This is a genomic window from Brevundimonas terrae, assembly GCF_011761985.1.
GTDB classification, from domain to species: Bacteria; Pseudomonadota; Alphaproteobacteria; order Caulobacterales; family Caulobacteraceae; genus Brevundimonas; species Brevundimonas terrae.
Map to the genome: position 1 here is coordinate 1 of NZ_JAASQT010000009.1, position 16,870 is coordinate 16,870.

Below are 16,870 nucleotides of genomic sequence, written 5' to 3' on the forward strand. Positions count from 1 at the left end.
GCTCGTCCGTCAGCCAATACAGGTCACTCATGATCCAGACTCCTTAGGAGCCTGAATCAGATCGCATGCACCAAATCAATGGGTCCTGAGCCTAGCAGGTGAAGGGCTGGAAGGTCTGATGGAGCGTCTTCGTTCCATAGGGGCCTTGGATGGTGTCATCGCATAGAACGATGCGGGTGCCGACCTCTTCCATGTGGTCGAATCTTGTATACCAACTGTAGACACCGAAGGTTCCTGGGGCGGGTAGTTTGGATCGAATTGTGGGGTAGCATTTGCCGTTGGCAAGAGAGCTGCTCCCATCAAAGAAGCCAGTGCAAACAGTTTCTTCAACATGAAATTACTCCCCCCTAGTGACGGTGAGGTAGAAAGCGTTTCAGAGTGGCGTTTGGCAGTCAACCAGCCAAGGTTCGTCGCACTCGGGCGGGCATTTTGGATGGCCTTTTCAGGACTTATTCCGAATAGGGACAGTTCGGCCTCATTTGCCGAGCCTCAGGCTGTTATCCTGACAGGACACATGAAAGGCACCAAGCCATGAAAGAATCTAAGGGTAAGGCCAAAAAGGTCCAACCGAAGATGAATGCATCTAACCCGAGCGTGAAAAATTTGATCGACAAGGTCCCTGCCAATGGCTCGAAAAAGCCCAGGTAATGCTGAGGCCCACCTGAAACGGCGGGCCTTTTTCTTTTCCCTGATCACGTTCTGAGCTGCGGCTCATGGTTAGTTCGACTTCCCTCTTCCATGAATCCTGTTAAGCTCTTGGCGTCTTCAAGGGGACGTTTCATGATCAAAGGGTTGTTGCTTTCCGCCATCTGGTTTGTCTTGGTGGCAGACGAGAGTGCTACTCCATAGTGCCCGTTTGGCCGAAGCCACCCCTGCGGCTGCCAGCTTGCCGAACACGAAACTGATTGGATACTCGGTGACGGCGCGAAATCGCAGAGCTGTGCGAGCCGCGATGAACGCTGCCCGTCCGACTTCTCGTTCAGGCACTCGACACGATGCCTACACCGCTTGGAACTTCCAGCCGACATTCATGCGACAAAACGGAGAGTTTATCCCCGAGAGCGCTGACATTCTTTACAGCATCACGATAACGCTGCCGGACTTGGAAACCCGAGATCAACTCAGTCGAAGAGATAGAGCGGACTGGGATCGATATTTCGCTGCTTTGTTAAGCTACGAGGTCAACCACGCACTGATAGTTGAGGAGGGGGCTAAGCGCATCAAAACAGCGATGCGCGCCACCAGCACCTGTGAAGACAGGCAAGCGACCGCCCAAGCCGGTATGGATGAAGTCACTGCTGCATCTGCCCACTACGACCGTCTGACACGCCACGGAGCTTCAGAAGGTATAACCTTCTAGCCCACAACACCTGAACTATGCCTGATGCTAGGGGAATGGGTGGATCAGGAGTCTATTTTTGGGGACGGCTGAAGCTCCTCGGGGAGCTTCCACGGATGGTCATGATAATGGGCCGAGCACTTCGGGCATTTGTTCGATCCCAAGCTTCAGCCCAAAGATTTTTTACAAGCCACGCAGCGATCTACTATACCTTTAACATCCAGCGCCTTCTGATCAGCAGACCTATACTTCGTCGCTTTCGTGTCGCAGCAGATACCGCGTGGGCGGCTGCTACCGTCAGATTGCGAGCGCGGAGGGGGCTTTTTTAACGGTGCTCAGTTAACCTGCCGGTGCCGAGTTATTTAGCGATGCTTCAGTCAAACTTGGGCTAGAAGTGAATGCTTGAATTGCGATTATGCTAATGTAATTTTTTAACTGGATCCAATCCTTATGACTGACAGCAGTGATCGTCGCCAAGGTATCCAATCGGTTGGGATCGGACTGCGGGTATTGGATGTGCTTGCGTCCCTTGACGGGGCGGCGGCTCTGGGCGTTATTGCGCAGGCATCCGATCTGTCGGCCTCGCAGGCTCACCGTTATCTTGTCAGCTTGATTGCAGCGGGCATGGCACGGCAGGACTCGATAACGGGACGTTATGAACTGGGTGCAGGGGCGCTGAGACTGGGTCTTGCGGCCTTGGGGCGGATGGATTCCTTCCGCGAAGCTGCTGTCGCTCTGACCGATTATGTGCGCGAGACAGGTCGAACCATCCAGATGGCGGCGCTAGGTCCTGATGGTCCCATCGTTGTGCGCTGGATTATGGGAACGCCGCCGATCTCGACATCTCTGACGGTTGGTGCGCGCCTCCCGTTGCTAAGTTCGGCGACGGGCCATGTGTTTCTTGCCTTCCGTCCCCCCAGCCATACTGTCGAGATGGTGACACGGGAGACAACGCCGCAGTTCCAGTCGATTGATGTCGAAGGGATGCGCCAGCGTGTTCGCAAGCTGGGCTATTCGGCGGTTCAGGGCGATTTGATCCCCGGTCTTCGTGCGACGGCTGTGCCGATCTTCGATCTTCAGGGCGAGGTGGTGTTTTCGGCAACGGTGCTGGCAACCGATGTCTTTAAATCGGAACACGACGAGGCGGCGCGCCTGCGGTTGATCGAGGTCTGCGACCAGATCACGGCCCAGACGGGCGGGGTTCGCCCGACCGTCTGAGCCGTTGGTATCAGGCTGATTTGCGCAGATCTATTGCCGGGTCAGCAGCCAGTTCGGGGTTCAGAACCTTGCCGACCAGACGACGCGCCGCGGCAAAGTCGCGTGGCATGTCCAGGCAGACAGCGCCGACCAGAGCGCCTTCGCGTACATATAGGCGGACGCCGTCGCCGCGGGCGATGACGCTGTCGGCGCTGGCAGGGTCACCGAGGATTTGCAGACTGTGGCCGCACTGGTCAGTCCAGAACCATGGCGTAGGTTCGACCTCGGCGGGCTGTTCGAGGATGGCCAGCGCCGCTTTGCGGGCCGACGACTGGGCATGAGCCCAGGTTTCCATGCGCCGCGCACTGCCCTCAGTTAGGCGGGCGGCGACGTCTCCGATCGCGAAAATACGTGCATCGTCAGGTGACCGGTAATCGTCAGAGACAACAATCCCGCCATCGACCGACAGCCCCGCGCCCTCGGCGAGACCGGTGTTGGGGATGATACCGATGCCGGCGATCACCAGATCGAACTCCTGAGTGATTCCGTCGTCGAAGCTGGCCGTTACTGCGCCGTCATTGGCATCGCTCAGGCCGACCAGTGCACGGCCAAGGCGAACCTCGACGCCGATACGGGCATGGGCATCGGCCAGCCATTGCGCGGCTTCGGCGGGAATGTTGCGGCCCAGAAGGCGGTCATTGGTTTCGATCACGACCGCAGACAGACCCATGCCCTTGAGGGTCGAAGCCGCTTCCAGACCGATCACCCCACCACCGACAACCAATGCGCGTGCACCGGTCTTGGCCTTGGCCGCAATGGCGCGGGCGTCATCGGTGGTGCGAAGATAATGTACGGCAGGATGGTGGGGCAGGGGGAGCGGCCGCACCCGTCCGCCTGTGGCCAGAATCAGGGCGTCAAAAGGCGCGACCGAGCCATCAGAAAGTTGCACTTCGCCTTTTGCACGGTCGATGGCGACGGCTGGGTTTGCAGTTTGGAAGACGATTTCCAACGCTTTCCAGCGCTCTTTAGAGGTCAGCCAGACCGGTTCGGCCTCTTCACCGCAAAGAAATCCTTTTGACAGGTTTGGACGTTCGTAGGGGGCGTGTTCTTCCTCTCCTATGAGCATCAATGACCCGGAAAAGCCTAGCTCTCTCAATGTGATGGCGGCCAATCCACCAGCGTGGCCGGCCCCGATGACGACGATCCGTTCAGGCATTTGTGATCTCTCTATTTCTTTGCATCAAATGCAATGCGTTTGACATAGATCAAAAACCACGACACGAATGCGGTCAACGGCGACATGAGATCGCCGCTTCGAATTTTTAGTTCGGGAGCTTTTTCTGTGACCACCGCTATGCCCCTACCCGAGGGAAAATCTGCGCGCGTCTGGCCGGCTGATGTCGACGCTGCCGTGCCGTACTGGGTCTATACGGACCCGCAGGTCTATGCAGAGGAACTGCACAAGATCTGGTACGGCCCGCACTGGCTGTATGCCGGTCTGGAATGCGAAATCCCCGAGGTCGGGGACTGGAAGACCACGACGCTGGGTGAAAAGCCGTGCGTCATGGTGCGTTCGGGCGAAGATGAAATCTCGGTGGTCGAGAACCGCTGTGCCCACAAGGGCGTGAAATTCTGCCAGTCGCGCTTTGGTCATTCCAAAGAGCTGATCTGCCCGTACCACCAATGGTCCTATGCGCTGAACGGCGACTTGCAGGGCGTGCCTTTCCGTCGCGGCGTCAAGCGTCAGGGCGGTATGCCAGCCGATTTCGACCTGAAAGATAACGGGCTGAACAAGCTGCATGTCGAGGTTGTAAACGGTGTGGTCTGGGCGACTTTCTCTGACGAGACGCCGACCTTCCGCGAATATCTCGGCGAGAAGTTCTGGAAGCATTACACCCGTGTCTATGACGGTCGTAAGCTTGAGGTGCTGGGCTATAACCGCCAGCATATCCCGTCCAACTGGAAACAGATGCAGGAGAACATCAAGGACCCGTATCATGCGGGCCTGCTGCATGTGTTCTTCGCCACCTTCGGCCTGTTCCGTGCCGACCAGAAGTCTGCGGTCGATATCGACGACCATGGCCGCCACGGCATCCTGATCTCGCGCAAGGGCGAACAAAAGGCCTCGGAAGACCTGGCCGACGTGCGCAACTTCCAGGGCGATCTGGTTCTGGAAGATCCGCGCGTCATGGACGTGGTGCAGGAATTCCCGGGCGAAGAAACGGTCGGCATGATCACCATCTTCCCCAGTGTCATCCTGCAACAGCAGGTCAACAGCCTGACGACGCGCCAGATCGTGCCCAAGGGGCCGAACGGGTTCGATTTCCACTGGACCCACTGGTGCTATGCCGACGACACCGCTGAAATGAAGCTGCGTCGTACCCGTCAGGCCAACCTGTTCGGTCCGGCCGGATTTGTATCGGCTGATGATGGCGAAGTGCTGGAAATGACCCAGCAGGGTGCCGCCGGTTCGCCGGACAAGAACATGATCCTGCTCATGGGCGGCCGCGAGATCGAGCCGACCGAGCATCAGGTCACCGAAACAGCCGTGCGCGGCATGTGGCGCTACTGGCGCAAGGTGATGGGGCTTTGAACATGACGAACATCACCCGAGACGAGGTCCGCGACCTTTATGATGCCTATTACGGTGCGCTGGACGATGTGGACCTGCATGCGTGGCCGGAGTTCTTTACCGAGGAATGCGTGTATCGCGTGATCCCTCGCGAGAATTTCGAGGCTGGCTACACGCTCTGCACCATGCAGGCCGAAAGCCGCGGCATGTTGAAAGATCGCGTGACGGGCCTAACCCGTACCCAGATGTATGCCCCGCGTTATTACCGCCGTTTCCCCACAGCTCCGCGTTTTCTGGGCGAGGAGAATGGCGTGATCTCGGTGCGCCACAACCTTCTGGTGGTGCAGACCCTGATCGACAAACACTCGGACATCGTCCTGTCGGCTGTCTGCCACGACAAGATCGTGCGCGATGGCGACACCCTCCGCTTTGTTGAACGCGTGGTCGTGTTCGATTCCGAAATGATCCCGAACTCTCTGGTGTACCCGGCATGACCGACACATTAGCTCTGTCGTGGGTGGCCACTCTGCCGCCCTCGGCACTTGAAGAACACGGCGTGGCTAAGGCCAGCGTCAATGGCATCAGCGTCGCCCTGTATGCGGTCGATGGCGAGTATTTCGCCACCGCCGATCTGTGCACCCACGGTAAGGCCAGCCTTGCCGACGGTTATCTGGATGGTGACCTGATCGAGTGCCCGCTACATCAGGGCACGTTCAACGTAAAGACAGGCGAGGCGGTTGACGCTCCCTGTTCGGTGGCTGTGCGTACCTTCCCGGTGAAGTTGCAAGACGGCGTGCTGCATGTGGGTTGGGAGGGCTGATCGCATGACACAACTGACCAACGATAATCAGGCCCAGCTTGAAAACCTGTACGAGCAGATGGAGCCGGAAGGCCTTTATCCGCTGTGGGAAAAGCTGGCCGCTCTGGTACTGCCTCAACCGCAATCGCCAGCCAAGGTCCACAAATGGTCCTATGACAATGCCCGCGAATACCTGATGCGGGCAGGCGATCTGATCAGCGCTAAACAGGCCGAGCGCCGCGTGCTGATCCTTGAAAATCCGGGCCTCGGTGGTAGTTCCAGCATCACGCCCAGCCTGTATGCCGGTCTGCAACTGATCCTGCCGAACGAGGTGGCACCCGCCCACCGCCACAGCCAGTGCGCTTTGCGTTTCGTTATGGAAGGCGAGGACGCCTACACCGCCGTGGACGGCGAAAAGGCGATCATGCGTCCGTTCGATCTGGTGCTGACACCGGGCGGCCAGTGGCACGATCACTGTAACCCGACCGACAAGCCGATGATCTGGCTGGATGGTCTGGATATCCCGACCGTGCGCCACTTCGACGCCAGCTTTGCCGAGCACTATCCCGAGGACCAGTTCCCCGAACAGGCCCCCGCCGGTGACAGTCTGACCCGCTATGGTCGCAATATGCGTCCGCTGAAGGGGCACACGGCAGATCGACGTCCGTCACATCAGCCTCTGTTCCACTATCCCTATGCGGAATGGCGCCCGACGCTGGATGCCATGGCTTCATCTGGGGCTCAGATAGATCCGCATCTGGGTCATGCGCTGGAGTTCCTGAACCCCGTTAATGGTGGTTCGATCATGGCAACTATCTCGGCCCATGTGCGCCTGATGCCGGCCGGTTTCGAAACCCTGCCGCGTCGATCGACCGACGGTACGATTTTTGTCGTGGTTGAAGGTACCGGCGAGGCCGTGATCGAAGGTGAAACCATCGCTCTCAACCCGCGCGACATCGTTGTCGTCCCGTCATGGAAACAGGCCGTCTTCAAGTCCGAAAGCCAACTGGTTTTGTTCGGTTACTCGGACAAGGCCTGTCAGGAAAAACTGAATCTCTACAAGGAAGAAAACGCGTGAGCCTGCTGTTCCAACCGCAAGCGCCGGTTCTGGCCAAAACCTCGACTGGCGATGAGTTTCCGGTCCGTCGCATCTTCTGTGTCGGCCGCAACTATGCCGCCCATGCTCGTGAAATGGGTCGTGATCCCGACCGCGAGCCTCCGTTCTTCTTCACCGCATGGGCCGAGACGGTGGTGCCGGATGGCACAACCATCGCCTATCCGACGATGACGGAAAACTTCCATTACGAAGCCGAGCTAGTCATCGCTATTGGCAAGGGCGGCCGCAACATCGCCGTCGAAAACGCCAAGGACCATGTGTGGGGTTATGCCACAGGTCTGGATATGACGCGTCGCGATCTGCAACTGGAAGCCCGCGCGCAGGGCCGCCCGTGGGATACTGGCAAGAATGTCGAGCAGTCCTCGCCGCTGGGCCTGATCCACAAAGTAGACGAAGGCGATTTCGATCCGAACAATGGTGCGATCAAGCTGACCGTAAATGGCGAGGTAAAGCAGGACGCCGATCTGGCCGAACTGATCTGGCCGGTGGACGACATCATCGCCTACCTGTCGACCCTTTGGGAAATCCATCCGGGCGACCTGATCTATACCGGCACCCCCGCTGGTGTCGGAGCCGTCGTCGTAGGTGACGAGATGGTTGTGACCATCGATGGCCTGTCATCGCTCAACATCAAGGTCGGCCCCAAAGCCGTCTGATAACAACATCATCAGCAAGCCGGAGAGGCGCACATAAGATGCGCCCTCCGAGGAGGAGTTAAAAATGGCAGCTATGGGGGAGGGCGGCGGTAATGCCGTCATCGACCGGGCCAAATTCGGTCCACTGCAGTTCGGCGTTACGGCGCTGTGCTTTATTATCGCTATGCTCGACGGTTTCGACACCCAGTCGATTGCCTTTGTTGCACCCAAGATCGCCGAGGACTGGGGTCTGGCCCCGTCGTCGTTCGGTCCGATCTTTGCGGTTGGCCTGCTGGGCCTGACTGTCGGTGCCTTTACCCTCAGCCCCGCTGCCGACAAGTTCGGTCGCAAGACCATCATTCTGATCTCGACCTTTATCTTTGGTCTGTTCGCGCTTTTGACGGCGTTTGCCGGTTCGATGAACGAACTGCTGATCTACCGTTTCATCACCGGTATCGGCCTTGGTGCCGCCATGCCCAACATCATCGCCCTGACCAGTGAATATGGTCCGGCGCGTCTGCGTGCCACGCTGGTGACCGTAATGTTCTGTGGCTTCCCACTGGGCTCGACTATTGGTGGTCTGGTTTCGACATGGCTGATTGCCACGTGGGATTGGCATTCGGTGTTTGTGGTCGGTGGCGTTCTGCCGCTTTTGCTGCTGCCGGTGCTGTATTTCATGCTGCCGGAATCCGTGCGCTTCCTTGTCGCCAAGGGCGCGCCGGAAGCGAAGATCGCGCCGATCGTCAAAAAGATCGACGCCAATGCTTCGGTGTCCGAGTTCATCAGCGGTCTGAAGGACGAACAGTCTTTGGCGACCAAGGGCTTCTCGGTCTTCCAGCTGTTCCGTGAAGGCCGCACGCCGGTGACCCTGCTTCTGTGGGTCGCCTTCTTCATGAACCTGCTGGTCATGTACTTCCTCGTCAACTGGCTGCCGACCCTGCTGAAGGGGGCGGGTCTGCCGCTGTCGATGGCCATTCTGTCGACCTCGATCCTGAATCTGGGTGGCGTTGTTGGCGCGATTGTACTGGGCCGGATGATTGACAAGATCAGCCCCTATCTGGTGCTGGGCACCGCCTATGCCGCTTCGGCAGCCTTTATTGCGTTGCTGGCCTTTGGCGGCACCAACCTGACCGTGTTGCTGATTGGCGCGGCCCTGTCTGGCTTCGGTGTCGTCGGCGCACAGATCGGCTGTAATGCCCTGACCGCAGCGGTCTATCCGACCGCAATCCGCGCGACGGGTGTGGGTTGGGCACTGGGTGTTGGTCGTATCGGTGCCATCGTTGGCCCGCTGGTCGGTGGTGTGCTGCTGGCCGCTGGCTGGACCCCGCAAAGCCTGATCCTGCTGGCCGTCATCCCGGCTGTAGTCGCTTCGCTGGCTGTCTTTGTTCTTGGTGGCGTGCGCCGTCGCGCCGGAGTTTAATCTTATGATCCTGCACGGTTATTTCCGCTCTACAGCCTCCTGGCGCGTTCGTATTGCCTTGGGCCTCAAGGGACAGGAGGCCGTGCAGGTCTCCCACCACCTGCGCAAGGGCGAGCATCGCTCGCCCGCCTTCCTGGCGCTGAACCCGCAAGGGCTTCTTCCGGCGCTGGAAGTCGATGACGGTCAGGTGCTGACCCAGTCTCTGGCCATCATCGAATATCTCGACGAACTCTTCCCCGAGCCGGCTCTTCTGCCGACCGATCCGGTCCAGAAGGCTAAGGTCCGCGCTGTGGCCCAGATCGTGGCCTGCGACATCCATCCGGTCCAGAACCTGAAGGTGTTGCAGCGTCTGCGTGATCTGGGTCACAGCGAGGATCAGGTTCAGGAATGGGTGGCCAAGACCATCGAAGAAGGTCTGGACGCTGTCGAACAACTGATTGCCGACCAATCCGGCCGGTTTGCCTTTGGCGACACGCCGACGCTGGCCGACATTTGCATCGTTCCGCAACTGGGCAATGCCCGTCGTTTCGGTGTTGAGCTGCGCTGGCCGCGCATTCAGGCCATCGAGGCGGCTTGCCTCGAACTGAACGCGTTCAAGAGAGCTGTGCCGTCGGCTCAACCAGACGCCGAATAACCAACCCACAGAATACAGAGTGCGGGCCCCAACCCGCACCTTTTCGGGAGGATCTCCTATGAGTTTCGCTTTGGCGGCTGTTGCCGCTGTGCTTTCGCACGCCCCTGTAGAAGCCGTCGCTGAAGCTGATGCGCCGATCCAAACTACACCGGCCTCTGTCGCTGCAGTTGTCGCTGCGCCTGCTGCCGCTCCGGTTGCACCGCCGCCGTTCAAACTGATCAACCACGACGAAAACTATGCGTATCTGGCGGATCCGGCCAAGCGCACCTCGACCTGGTCGCAGTTCAAATATGTGCCGCTGGGCGGCGAGGGCAGCCCTGTCTGGGCCAGCTTTGGCGGTGAACTGCGCTTCCGCGCCGAACATCGTGACAATGAGCGTTTTGGTCGCGGTGCACAGGACCACGGTGGCAATTTCCAGACCCGCGCCCGCCTGTGGGGTGAACTGAACCTCGGCACTTCGGTGCGCGCTTTCGTCGATATTCAGGACGCCCGTACTTCGGGTCTCGATAGCGGCGAGCCGGTGATCGAAGAGAACCGCACCGACCTGCACCAAGCCTTCATTGAGGCCAAGACCGGTCTGGCAGATGGCACGCTGCGCGTTCGTGCCGGTCGTCAGGAGTTCGGTCAGGGGGCTTTCCGTCTGTTTGACATGCGCGAAGGGGCCAATGCCCGCGTCGCGCTGGATATGGTTCGCGTCATGTATGACAGCCCGACGGGCTGGAGCGGCGGCGTGTTCGGTGGCTATGCCCTGCGTGAGGGCAAGGCCTCGTTCGATGATGCCACCAATTTCGACCACCGTCTGTTCGGTGCCACGGCAGCCAAGACGCTGGGGCAGGGTGCAACCGCGCCGCGTCTGGAACTGATGTATGTCAACACCGACCGCCTGAACACGCCTTTCTACGGTCAGGTTGCGGGTCGTGATGATCGCGATACGGTTTCGGTGCGCCTGTCGGGCAAGGTGGCTCCGTGGGATTATGACGTCGAAGCGGTTAAACAGTTCGGCTCGTTCAATGATCTGGATATCGATGCCTGGTTCTTCTCGGGCGTCGTAGGGCGTTCGTTCGCGGATGTGAAATGGTCGCCCCGTGTGGCGGTTCGTCTGGATGTTGCCTCGGGTGATAAGGATCCGAACGATGGTAAGCTGAACAGCTTCAACCCGCTGTTCCCGCAACCGGCGGCGCTGCGTACCGATCTGGGCTTTACCAACATGGTGCTGTTCCAGCCGGAAGTGACCATTCGCCCGACGCCGAAGCTGACGCTGGGGGCCAATACCGCAGGCCTGTGGCGCACCAGCAAGGATGACGGGGTCTATGCCCTGTCGGGCATGGTTCTGCGCGGTGCCGATGAAGGACAGTCGTCCTATGTCGGCTGGCGCACGGGTCTGTTCGCGCGTTATGCGATCAATCCCTATGTGTCGGTGATGGGTGTGGCCAACTATACCAAGGCTGGCGACTTCCTGCAGGAAACAGGCACGGCAGAAAACCAGTCTTATCTGGGCACGTTCCTGACTTTCCGTTTCTGATAAAGGTATTGGTTTAGAACTCGGCGGTGCTGCTATGCCCGCCGAGGATGCTGTCAGTTTAACGCTAAAGGCGCTCCACTTTGATGGCTTCAAGCCATTGGTGGAGTAGGCGTTTTATGAAGCCGCTATCGTTTAAACGTCATCTCTTTCCCGTAGCGGAGATCCGTGTCGAAGAGCTGATGGCGCAACGCGGAATCGAGGTTAGTTACGAAACCATACGGTGCTGGACGATCAAATTTTGGCCTCTGATTGCCAGACGTTTGAAGAAGATAAGAGTGCCGCCGACAGGCCGTTGACATCTCGATGAAATGGTCTGCAAAATCGGCGGTCGGCGCATGTATCTATGGCGCGCGGTCGATGACATAGGCGAGGTTTTAGACGTCGTTGTCCAGCGTCGGCGGGATACAGGGGCGGCTTTGAAGTTGCTCAGACGTCTTTTGCGCAATCAACCTGTCGAGGTCGAAAGCATCACAACAGATGGGTTGGCGTCCTACGGAGCGGCGTTTGATCAGTTGGAACTGAGGCATCTTCGTCGTGCCGGTCGGCTGCGAGACAATAACCGCGTTGAGAATTCTCATCTGCCAATTCTACGACGTGAACGGCAGCAGCAGAGGTTCAAATCCCAAGCCTCAGCACACACGCAACGATCTACAACACCTTCAATACCCAACGTCTTCTGATCAGCAGACCCACACTTCGTCGCTTTCGTGGCGATGCGGATGCTGCTTGGGCCGCGGCTACTGTCTGAAAGTCAGCGGGGTAGGGAGCTTTTGGCTGTGCTCAGTAATCCTGAAAGCACCTTTTAACCTGTACCAAGCGGTTGAGCCAAACAGGAGCGCCAGGACAGTTAGGGTTAGTAGTTCCGGTGCTACTTCGCCCACCGTTGCGCCCGCGGCGTTTAGCTTGACGAAGGCCTGGATGGCAGAGGTTGAGGGCGACAGGCGGGCGATCCATGCCAGAGGCTCGGGCATCAGGAACAGAGGCCAGGCCGCGCCGCCAAGGAAGAACAGCGGCACCGAGGTTCCGACTAGGATCTGCATGGCGCGTTCGTGCCGGTCGAACAGACTGCCGATAGCCAGGCCGAGGGCCGAGACGCTGGCGGCGAAGACGGGAACGGCGATGATGACGCCCAACAGATCGCCCATGCGCGGATAGTCCTGAAACCAGAAGACGAAGCCGAAATAGAAGAGGCTGGAGACGCTGCCGATCAGGGTCAGTGCGGCCCACAGGCCGAGGAAACTGCGGGTCGAAAGTGGCTGTGCACCCGTCTCTCGGCGCAGACCGGCGAACAGGGCAGCGCCCAGTAGCAGGGTCTGTTGCAAGATGATGGCGCTGACCGCGGGGACGGCATAGCTGCCGTAGCCGTCGGTGGTGTTGTAGAGCGGGCGCTGCACCACGCTTGGGGCGCGCTCCAGCAGACGGGTGGCCTCGACCACGGGCGTCAGGACCTGTTCTGCGGCGGCCGCTGCAGCCCCGCCCAGCGCCTTGCCCATGGCGGTGGCGCGGACCAGATAGGCCCCGTTCAGATAGAGACCGACCCCCTTGGCGTCGCCGTGGATCAGCGAGGACTGGAACCGTTCGGGGATGTGCATGACGGCGTCGACCTCGCCGTTGCGTAGCATCCGTTCGGCCTCGGAAGGCGAGGCGGTGATGACCGAGGCGTCCAGAGCGCGGGTGGCGTTCATTTCCTGCACCAGTCGGCGGCTGAGAGGCGATTGGTCCTGATCCACGACGGCGACCGGCAGCTTGACCGGCGTCTGACCGACATAGGCCATGGGGTAGTAGAAGGCGTAGGCGACCACGGCCAGCAGGATGGTGCTGGAGAGGGGGCGGTGCTTGAAGATGCCCGTAAAGGTCCCGACGAAGGCACCGGCGAAGCTGCGCGTGGGCAAGGACAGGCTGAGGTCTTCGGGCTTGGGCGCGCGCTTTGCGCGACGGTGGGCCAGCGGGATTGATAGGGCGAAAGTTCCGGCGGCGACGGCCAGCAGGATCAGCAGAGGTCCCATCGAGGTGGAAACGTCCGAGCCCAGAACCATCTGTTCGTTCTGCATCCGTAGGTAGTGGGTGAAAGGCAGGATGGCGCTCCATACCTGAGCAAAGGCCGGGCCGTGCAGCAGGGGCAGGGTACCGTCGGAAAAGGCGATGGCCGATCCGGCATAGACCGCCGTGGCCGAGAAGCTGGTGTCCATGTCGCCGGTCAGCGTGACCAGTAGGGCCGAGATGCCAGCGGTGGCTGCCATCAGGGCGAATAGGCCCGCCATCAGCATCAGCACACTGCCTTCCACGCCCCATCCGCGCCAGCCGCACAGCCAGGCGATCCAGACCGCGCCCCACAGGGTGAAGACGAGGACATAGGGCGTCAGCTTCCCCGCCAACGCCGCCGCCAGCCGCCCGTCCATCCGCGCCGACCAGTGCTGCAACGACCCGCCGCGTAACTCGCGGCCCACGCCCATGACGGCGGCGCAGGCCATCAGCAGGTGCAGGACGCCGGGCATGATCAGCCCGCCGAGGAAGAGCTCGAAACTGAGTTGGGGGTTGCCGAGGATGGTTACCTGCACGGCGGGCGCTTTCAGGCGGGCGGCAGGGACACCCAAGGCGCGAGCGCGGTCCACGATCAGGGGGGCAGCCGCGTTGGTCAAAGCGGTGGTCTGGGCCGAGGCGGCCAGCGAGCCGACGGTCTGGAAGGCCCCGTTGTAATAGACGATTACTGCGTCCGGCTGACGAAAGGCGTTCTTTCCGGCACCCTGCGGGATGTAGGCGAGGCTGTAGATCTTGCCGGATCGCATGAGGGGCCAGGCGGCCTCCAGATCGGTCGGTTGGGCCACGATGCGTATACCGGGGCTGGCCTCCATGTTGCGGATGGCGGCGCGGCTGAAGGCGGAATGGTCCTGATCGACCACGGCGACCGGCACGTCGCGCACCACGCCTTGAAACAGCATGGCCCCGACGACGAGCATCAGCACGACAGGCATGACGATCAGCAGTATCAGGTCCCAGCGGCTACGGCCCAGATGCGCGATCTCGACGCGCAGGGCGCGGCCGAAGACGCTGCCCGTTGCTGTCGTCATCGGGCGGGCCAGTCGAACAGAACGCTCATACCGGGACGCAGGCCCTCGACAGGAGCGACGGGTTTGGCGTGAATCTCGAAACTGCGCACGTCATAGCCACGCGATTGCCTCGTGGCGCGCCAGGTGGCGAAATCGCCCTGGGGGCTGATGAAGCTGACGCGGAAAGCCACACTCTTGCGGTTCAGGGCGGGGATGTCGCCACGCACAGTATGGCCGATTTTTAGGCCGTTGAACTGATCCTCGCGTAGATTGAAGGCGACCCAAACGTGATCCATATCGACCACGGTGAAGACGGGCACGCCTATCAGCACCAACTCGCCGGGGTTGGAGAAGCGTTCGGCGATCTCGCCCGCTGCGGGTGCGATCAGGCGGGTTTCGGCTTGCAGTGCCGCCATCTGGCCGACCCCGGCGCGGGCGGCGGCGACCTGTGCGTCGGCGATGGTTTTCTCTTCACTGCGAGGACCGGCGACGGCTTTCAGATACTGCTGGCGGGCGGCCTCGGACTGGGCGGCGGTGGCGGCGCGGGCAGCGACGGCCTCGTCACGGCGCTGGGCCGAGATGACGCCCTCGGCGAAGAGGTTTTCTGACCGCCGTGCGGTCTGGGCGGCCAGTTGGGCGGCGGCCTGCGCCCCGCGCCAGATGGATTCCAGCGAGCGGATGTCCTCGGGCCGTGCACCGACGCGGCTGAGTTCCTGAACGGCCTGTGCGCCTTGCAGGGCGGCGGCGGCCTGTTGGTCGCCGGCGATGATTTCGGGGCTGGAAAGGATGGCCAGAACCTGCCCCAGAACAACGCGATCGCCCGCCGAGGCCAGCATCTTCTCGACGCGGGCGGGGGCCTTGGTGGCGACGGTGAAGGTCTCGGCCTCTACCATGCCCTGTACCTGCGGCGGGGCGGGACGGGCGGCGAGGAATAGGCCGATAATGACGAAGGCCAGCACAGCCAAAGCTGCCACGGCGATCAGCAGCGTGCGGACCGGCGGCCCCTTGCGTTGATGCAAGGGCAGCGGGGCCGGATCAGTGGCGGGATCAACGGCGGGTGCAGTTTGTGTCATGGTGCGATCACCCGGTCGGCGCGTTGCATATAGCTGATGAATTCGTCGCTGCGGCCACTGGCGGCCAGTAGAGCGGCCAAGGTCAGTTCATACTCATAGGCCGCCGCTGCGCGCTGTAACCGGGCCGCGCCCAACAGATTGCGGGCATCAATGACGGCGGAGGCGGGGGCCTCGCCCTCGCGGAAGGACAGGTCCTGAACCCGCAGGTTCTCGGTGGCGGCCTCAAGGCTGGAGTCCAGCGACAGGAACTGGCGACGGGACAACTCGACCAGATTATAGGTGCGGATGATCAGGATGCGGACCTCGTCGCGGACCTGACGCTGTAATTGCTCGGCGACCTGAGATCGGGCGCGGGCAGCACTAATCATTCTTCCGCGATCCAGAGATGACATCAGTGTATAGCGGGCACCGATGCCGATGGCCCAGTCTGGTTCGGTTGGCAGAGCGTCCTCGCGGTTCAGGTTATAGGCACCGAAGGCATAGACCGAAGGGCGCAGGCGCGAACGGGCCAGATCAACGCCCGCCTCGGACAGATCGCGTCCGGCACCGGCCAGAGCTATGCGGGGGTGGTTGACGAACCCGTCCTCGATGAAGGCGTCAACAGGACCGGGGGGAGACGTGTTGACGAACAGGGGGCTGATCGGGGCAACGCTAGTGTTCATATCCAGCATGCGAGCCAGACTTTGTACCGCCGTGTCGTGTTCCAGTTCAGCGCGATCCAGTTGGCGCTGGGCGGTGTCGCGCGCCACTTGGACCTGTAGCCTCTGGGCGGCGCTGAGGAAGCCCTCGCGCTCCATGGCCTGGGCGTTGCGCAGGTGCAGGTCAAAGCCGTCGCGGGTATCGCGGGCGATGGTCAGGGCCTCTTGCGTCAGGATTTGGCCGAAATAGACTCTCACCAGATTGACGCTTTCCAGATTGCCCGCCTCGGCCTGACGGGCGCGGGCCATGTCGACATTGGCCCCCGCCGCGTCGCGCAGGGCAGGGATGGCCCCGCCGGTATAGATCGGCATGACGGCGGTTACGACGGGACGAAAACTGGTGTCGGCGGTCTTTAACCGTACACTGCCGGGCAAGCTGGCGAAGAACTCGGGCAGGGCGGTTTCCAGCCGGTCATTGATGGCTTGCAGAATGTCACCGGGAACACCGGGCAGGTCGCCGATGATCCCCGGCAGCAATTGGTTGGCGACGGATTCGGCTTGGCCAAAGGCGTCTGACAGGGAAATGTCGAAGGTCTTCTGATAATGCAGAATCTGGGCGTCGACGGCGATGGTCGGGCGGTTCAGCGTGCGCGCCGCTGCCGCCTGTTCCTCGGCTGCGGTCACATCGGCGCTGGAGGCGCGCCGGATGCTGGACGTCGCGTCTAACCGTGCCGTGGCGGCTTCAAAGGAGAGTGGAGTCGCATCCTGAGCAATGCTTGTTGGGGCTAAAGCAATAAAGCCTATGGTGGCGACAAGCAGGCTGAGGCCGCAGCGAAATCCTGCATGATGAATAGCTCTGCCCATTTACCTATCCGCG

Annotated in this window: 14 protein-coding genes and 1 pseudogene; 11 read left to right on the plus strand and 4 right to left on the minus strand. The window is 60.7% G+C overall.

Annotated elements, in window-relative coordinates; genetic code table 11:
• The first annotated feature begins 856 nt into the window (after positions 1–856).
• Together FHS64_RS13695 and FHS64_RS13700 are read left to right on the plus strand one after the other, a co-directional pair.
• Positions 857–1,360, plus strand: a complete 504-nt coding sequence (locus FHS64_RS13695; RefSeq protein WP_167179294.1) for a DUF922 domain-containing protein — start codon at positions 857–859, stop codon at positions 1,358–1,360.
• Between the two features lie 429 nt (positions 1,361–1,789).
• A complete protein-coding gene (locus tag FHS64_RS13700; RefSeq protein ID WP_243862998.1) occupies positions 1,790–2,557 on the plus strand; it encodes an IclR family transcriptional regulator in 768 nt (255 codons plus the stop codon).
• Positions 2,558–2,567: 10 nt separating this feature from the next.
• Here FHS64_RS13700 and FHS64_RS13705 read toward each other — a convergent pair whose 3' ends face one another.
• Complete coding sequence (locus FHS64_RS13705) at positions 2,568–3,752, minus strand: NAD(P)/FAD-dependent oxidoreductase (RefSeq protein WP_167179298.1); 1,185 nt, start codon at positions 3,750–3,752, stop codon at positions 2,568–2,570.
• Positions 3,753–3,878: 126 nt separating this feature from the next.
• On the opposite strand from FHS64_RS13705, the gene FHS64_RS13710 reads away from it, so the two are divergent.
• From FHS64_RS13710 to FHS64_RS13750, 9 genes and pseudogenes are all read left to right on the plus strand, one after another.
• Positions 3,879–5,129: an SRPBCC family protein gene (locus FHS64_RS13710; protein ID WP_208381042.1), complete on the plus strand. Its 1,251-nt coding sequence runs from the start codon at positions 3,879–3,881 to the stop codon at positions 5,127–5,129.
• Between the two features lie 2 nt (positions 5,130–5,131).
• On the plus strand, positions 5,132–5,602 hold the full coding sequence (locus FHS64_RS13715) for an aromatic-ring-hydroxylating dioxygenase subunit beta (RefSeq protein ID WP_167179300.1): 471 nt from the start codon (positions 5,132–5,134) through the stop codon (positions 5,600–5,602).
• Complete coding sequence (locus tag FHS64_RS13720) at positions 5,599–5,928, plus strand: non-heme iron oxygenase ferredoxin subunit (RefSeq protein WP_167179302.1); 330 nt, start codon at positions 5,599–5,601, stop codon at positions 5,926–5,928. The genes FHS64_RS13715 and FHS64_RS13720 overlap by 4 nt, the downstream gene beginning before the upstream one ends.
• 4 nt (positions 5,929–5,932) lie before the next feature.
• On the plus strand, positions 5,933–6,985 hold the full coding sequence (gene gtdA / locus FHS64_RS13725) for a gentisate 1,2-dioxygenase (RefSeq protein ID WP_167179304.1): 1,053 nt from the start codon (positions 5,933–5,935) through the stop codon (positions 6,983–6,985).
• The gene (locus FHS64_RS13730) at positions 6,982–7,680 is read left to right on the plus strand and encodes a fumarylacetoacetate hydrolase family protein (protein ID WP_167179306.1); all 699 of its coding nucleotides are present in this window, start codon (positions 6,982–6,984) and stop codon (positions 7,678–7,680) included. The genes gtdA and FHS64_RS13730 overlap by 4 nt, the downstream gene beginning before the upstream one ends.
• 64 nt (positions 7,681–7,744) lie before the next feature.
• Positions 7,745–9,079, plus strand: coding sequence for an MFS transporter (locus tag FHS64_RS13735; RefSeq protein ID WP_167179308.1), 1,335 nt, complete (start codon positions 7,745–7,747; stop codon positions 9,077–9,079).
• 4 nt (positions 9,080–9,083) lie between these two features.
• Positions 9,084–9,713, plus strand: a complete 630-nt coding sequence (maiA, locus tag FHS64_RS13740) for a maleylacetoacetate isomerase (RefSeq protein ID WP_167179310.1) — start codon at positions 9,084–9,086, stop codon at positions 9,711–9,713.
• Positions 9,714–9,771: 58 nt separating this feature from the next.
• Positions 9,772–11,235 carry an alginate export family protein gene (locus tag FHS64_RS13745; RefSeq protein WP_167179312.1) on the plus strand — a complete coding sequence of 488 codons (1,464 nt, stop codon included), beginning with the start codon at positions 9,772–9,774 and terminating at the stop codon, positions 11,233–11,235.
• A gap of 116 nt (positions 11,236–11,351) precedes the next feature.
• A pseudogene (locus tag FHS64_RS13750) lies at positions 11,352–11,983 on the plus strand (IS6 family transposase).
• Here the strand turns inward: FHS64_RS13750 and FHS64_RS13755 are convergent.
• The 3 genes from FHS64_RS13755 to FHS64_RS13765 are packed head-to-tail and all read right to left on the minus strand — an operon-like array spanning position 11,973 to position 16,677.
• Positions 11,973–14,303, minus strand: a complete 2,331-nt coding sequence (locus FHS64_RS13755) for an ABC transporter permease (RefSeq protein WP_167179314.1) — start codon at positions 14,301–14,303, stop codon at positions 11,973–11,975. The pseudogene FHS64_RS13750 and the gene FHS64_RS13755 overlap by 11 nt on opposite strands.
• Positions 14,300–15,355 carry an HlyD family secretion protein gene (locus tag FHS64_RS13760; RefSeq protein ID WP_167179317.1) on the minus strand — a complete coding sequence of 352 codons (1,056 nt, stop codon included), beginning with the start codon at positions 15,353–15,355 and terminating at the stop codon, positions 14,300–14,302. Before FHS64_RS13760 ends, FHS64_RS13755 begins: the two co-directional genes overlap by 4 nt.
• Positions 15,352–16,677, minus strand: a complete 1,326-nt coding sequence (locus tag FHS64_RS13765) for a TolC family protein (protein ID WP_481748789.1) — start codon at positions 16,675–16,677, stop codon at positions 15,352–15,354. The genes FHS64_RS13760 and FHS64_RS13765 overlap by 4 nt, the downstream gene beginning before the upstream one ends.
• Positions 16,678–16,870 lie beyond the last annotated feature (193 nt).

What these genes read in the sequence shown, in the direction of transcription:
- FHS64_RS13700 (WP_243862998.1), top strand. Translation starts at nt 1,790, where the DNA reads ATGACTGACAGCAGTGATCGTCGCCAAGGTATCCAATCGGTTGGGATC.
- FHS64_RS13705 (WP_167179298.1), bottom strand. Translation starts at nt 3,752, where the DNA reads ATGCCTGAACGGATCGTCGTCATCGGGGCCGGCCACGCTGGTGGATTG.
- FHS64_RS13715 (WP_167179300.1), top strand. Translation starts at nt 5,132, where the DNA reads ATGACGAACATCACCCGAGACGAGGTCCGCGACCTTTATGATGCCTAT.
- FHS64_RS13720 (WP_167179302.1), top strand. Translation starts at nt 5,599, where the DNA reads ATGACCGACACATTAGCTCTGTCGTGGGTGGCCACTCTGCCGCCCTCG.
- gtdA (WP_167179304.1), top strand. Translation starts at nt 5,933, where the DNA reads ATGACACAACTGACCAACGATAATCAGGCCCAGCTTGAAAACCTGTAC.
- FHS64_RS13735 (WP_167179308.1), top strand. Translation starts at nt 7,745, where the DNA reads ATGGCAGCTATGGGGGAGGGCGGCGGTAATGCCGTCATCGACCGGGCC.
- maiA (WP_167179310.1), top strand. Translation starts at nt 9,084, where the DNA reads ATGATCCTGCACGGTTATTTCCGCTCTACAGCCTCCTGGCGCGTTCGT.
- FHS64_RS13745 (WP_167179312.1), top strand. Translation starts at nt 9,772, where the DNA reads ATGAGTTTCGCTTTGGCGGCTGTTGCCGCTGTGCTTTCGCACGCCCCT.
- FHS64_RS13755 (WP_167179314.1), bottom strand. Translation starts at nt 14,303, where the DNA reads ATGACGACAGCAACGGGCAGCGTCTTCGGCCGCGCCCTGCGCGTCGAG.
- FHS64_RS13760 (WP_167179317.1), bottom strand. Translation starts at nt 15,355, where the DNA reads ATGACACAAACTGCACCCGCCGTTGATCCCGCCACTGATCCGGCCCCG.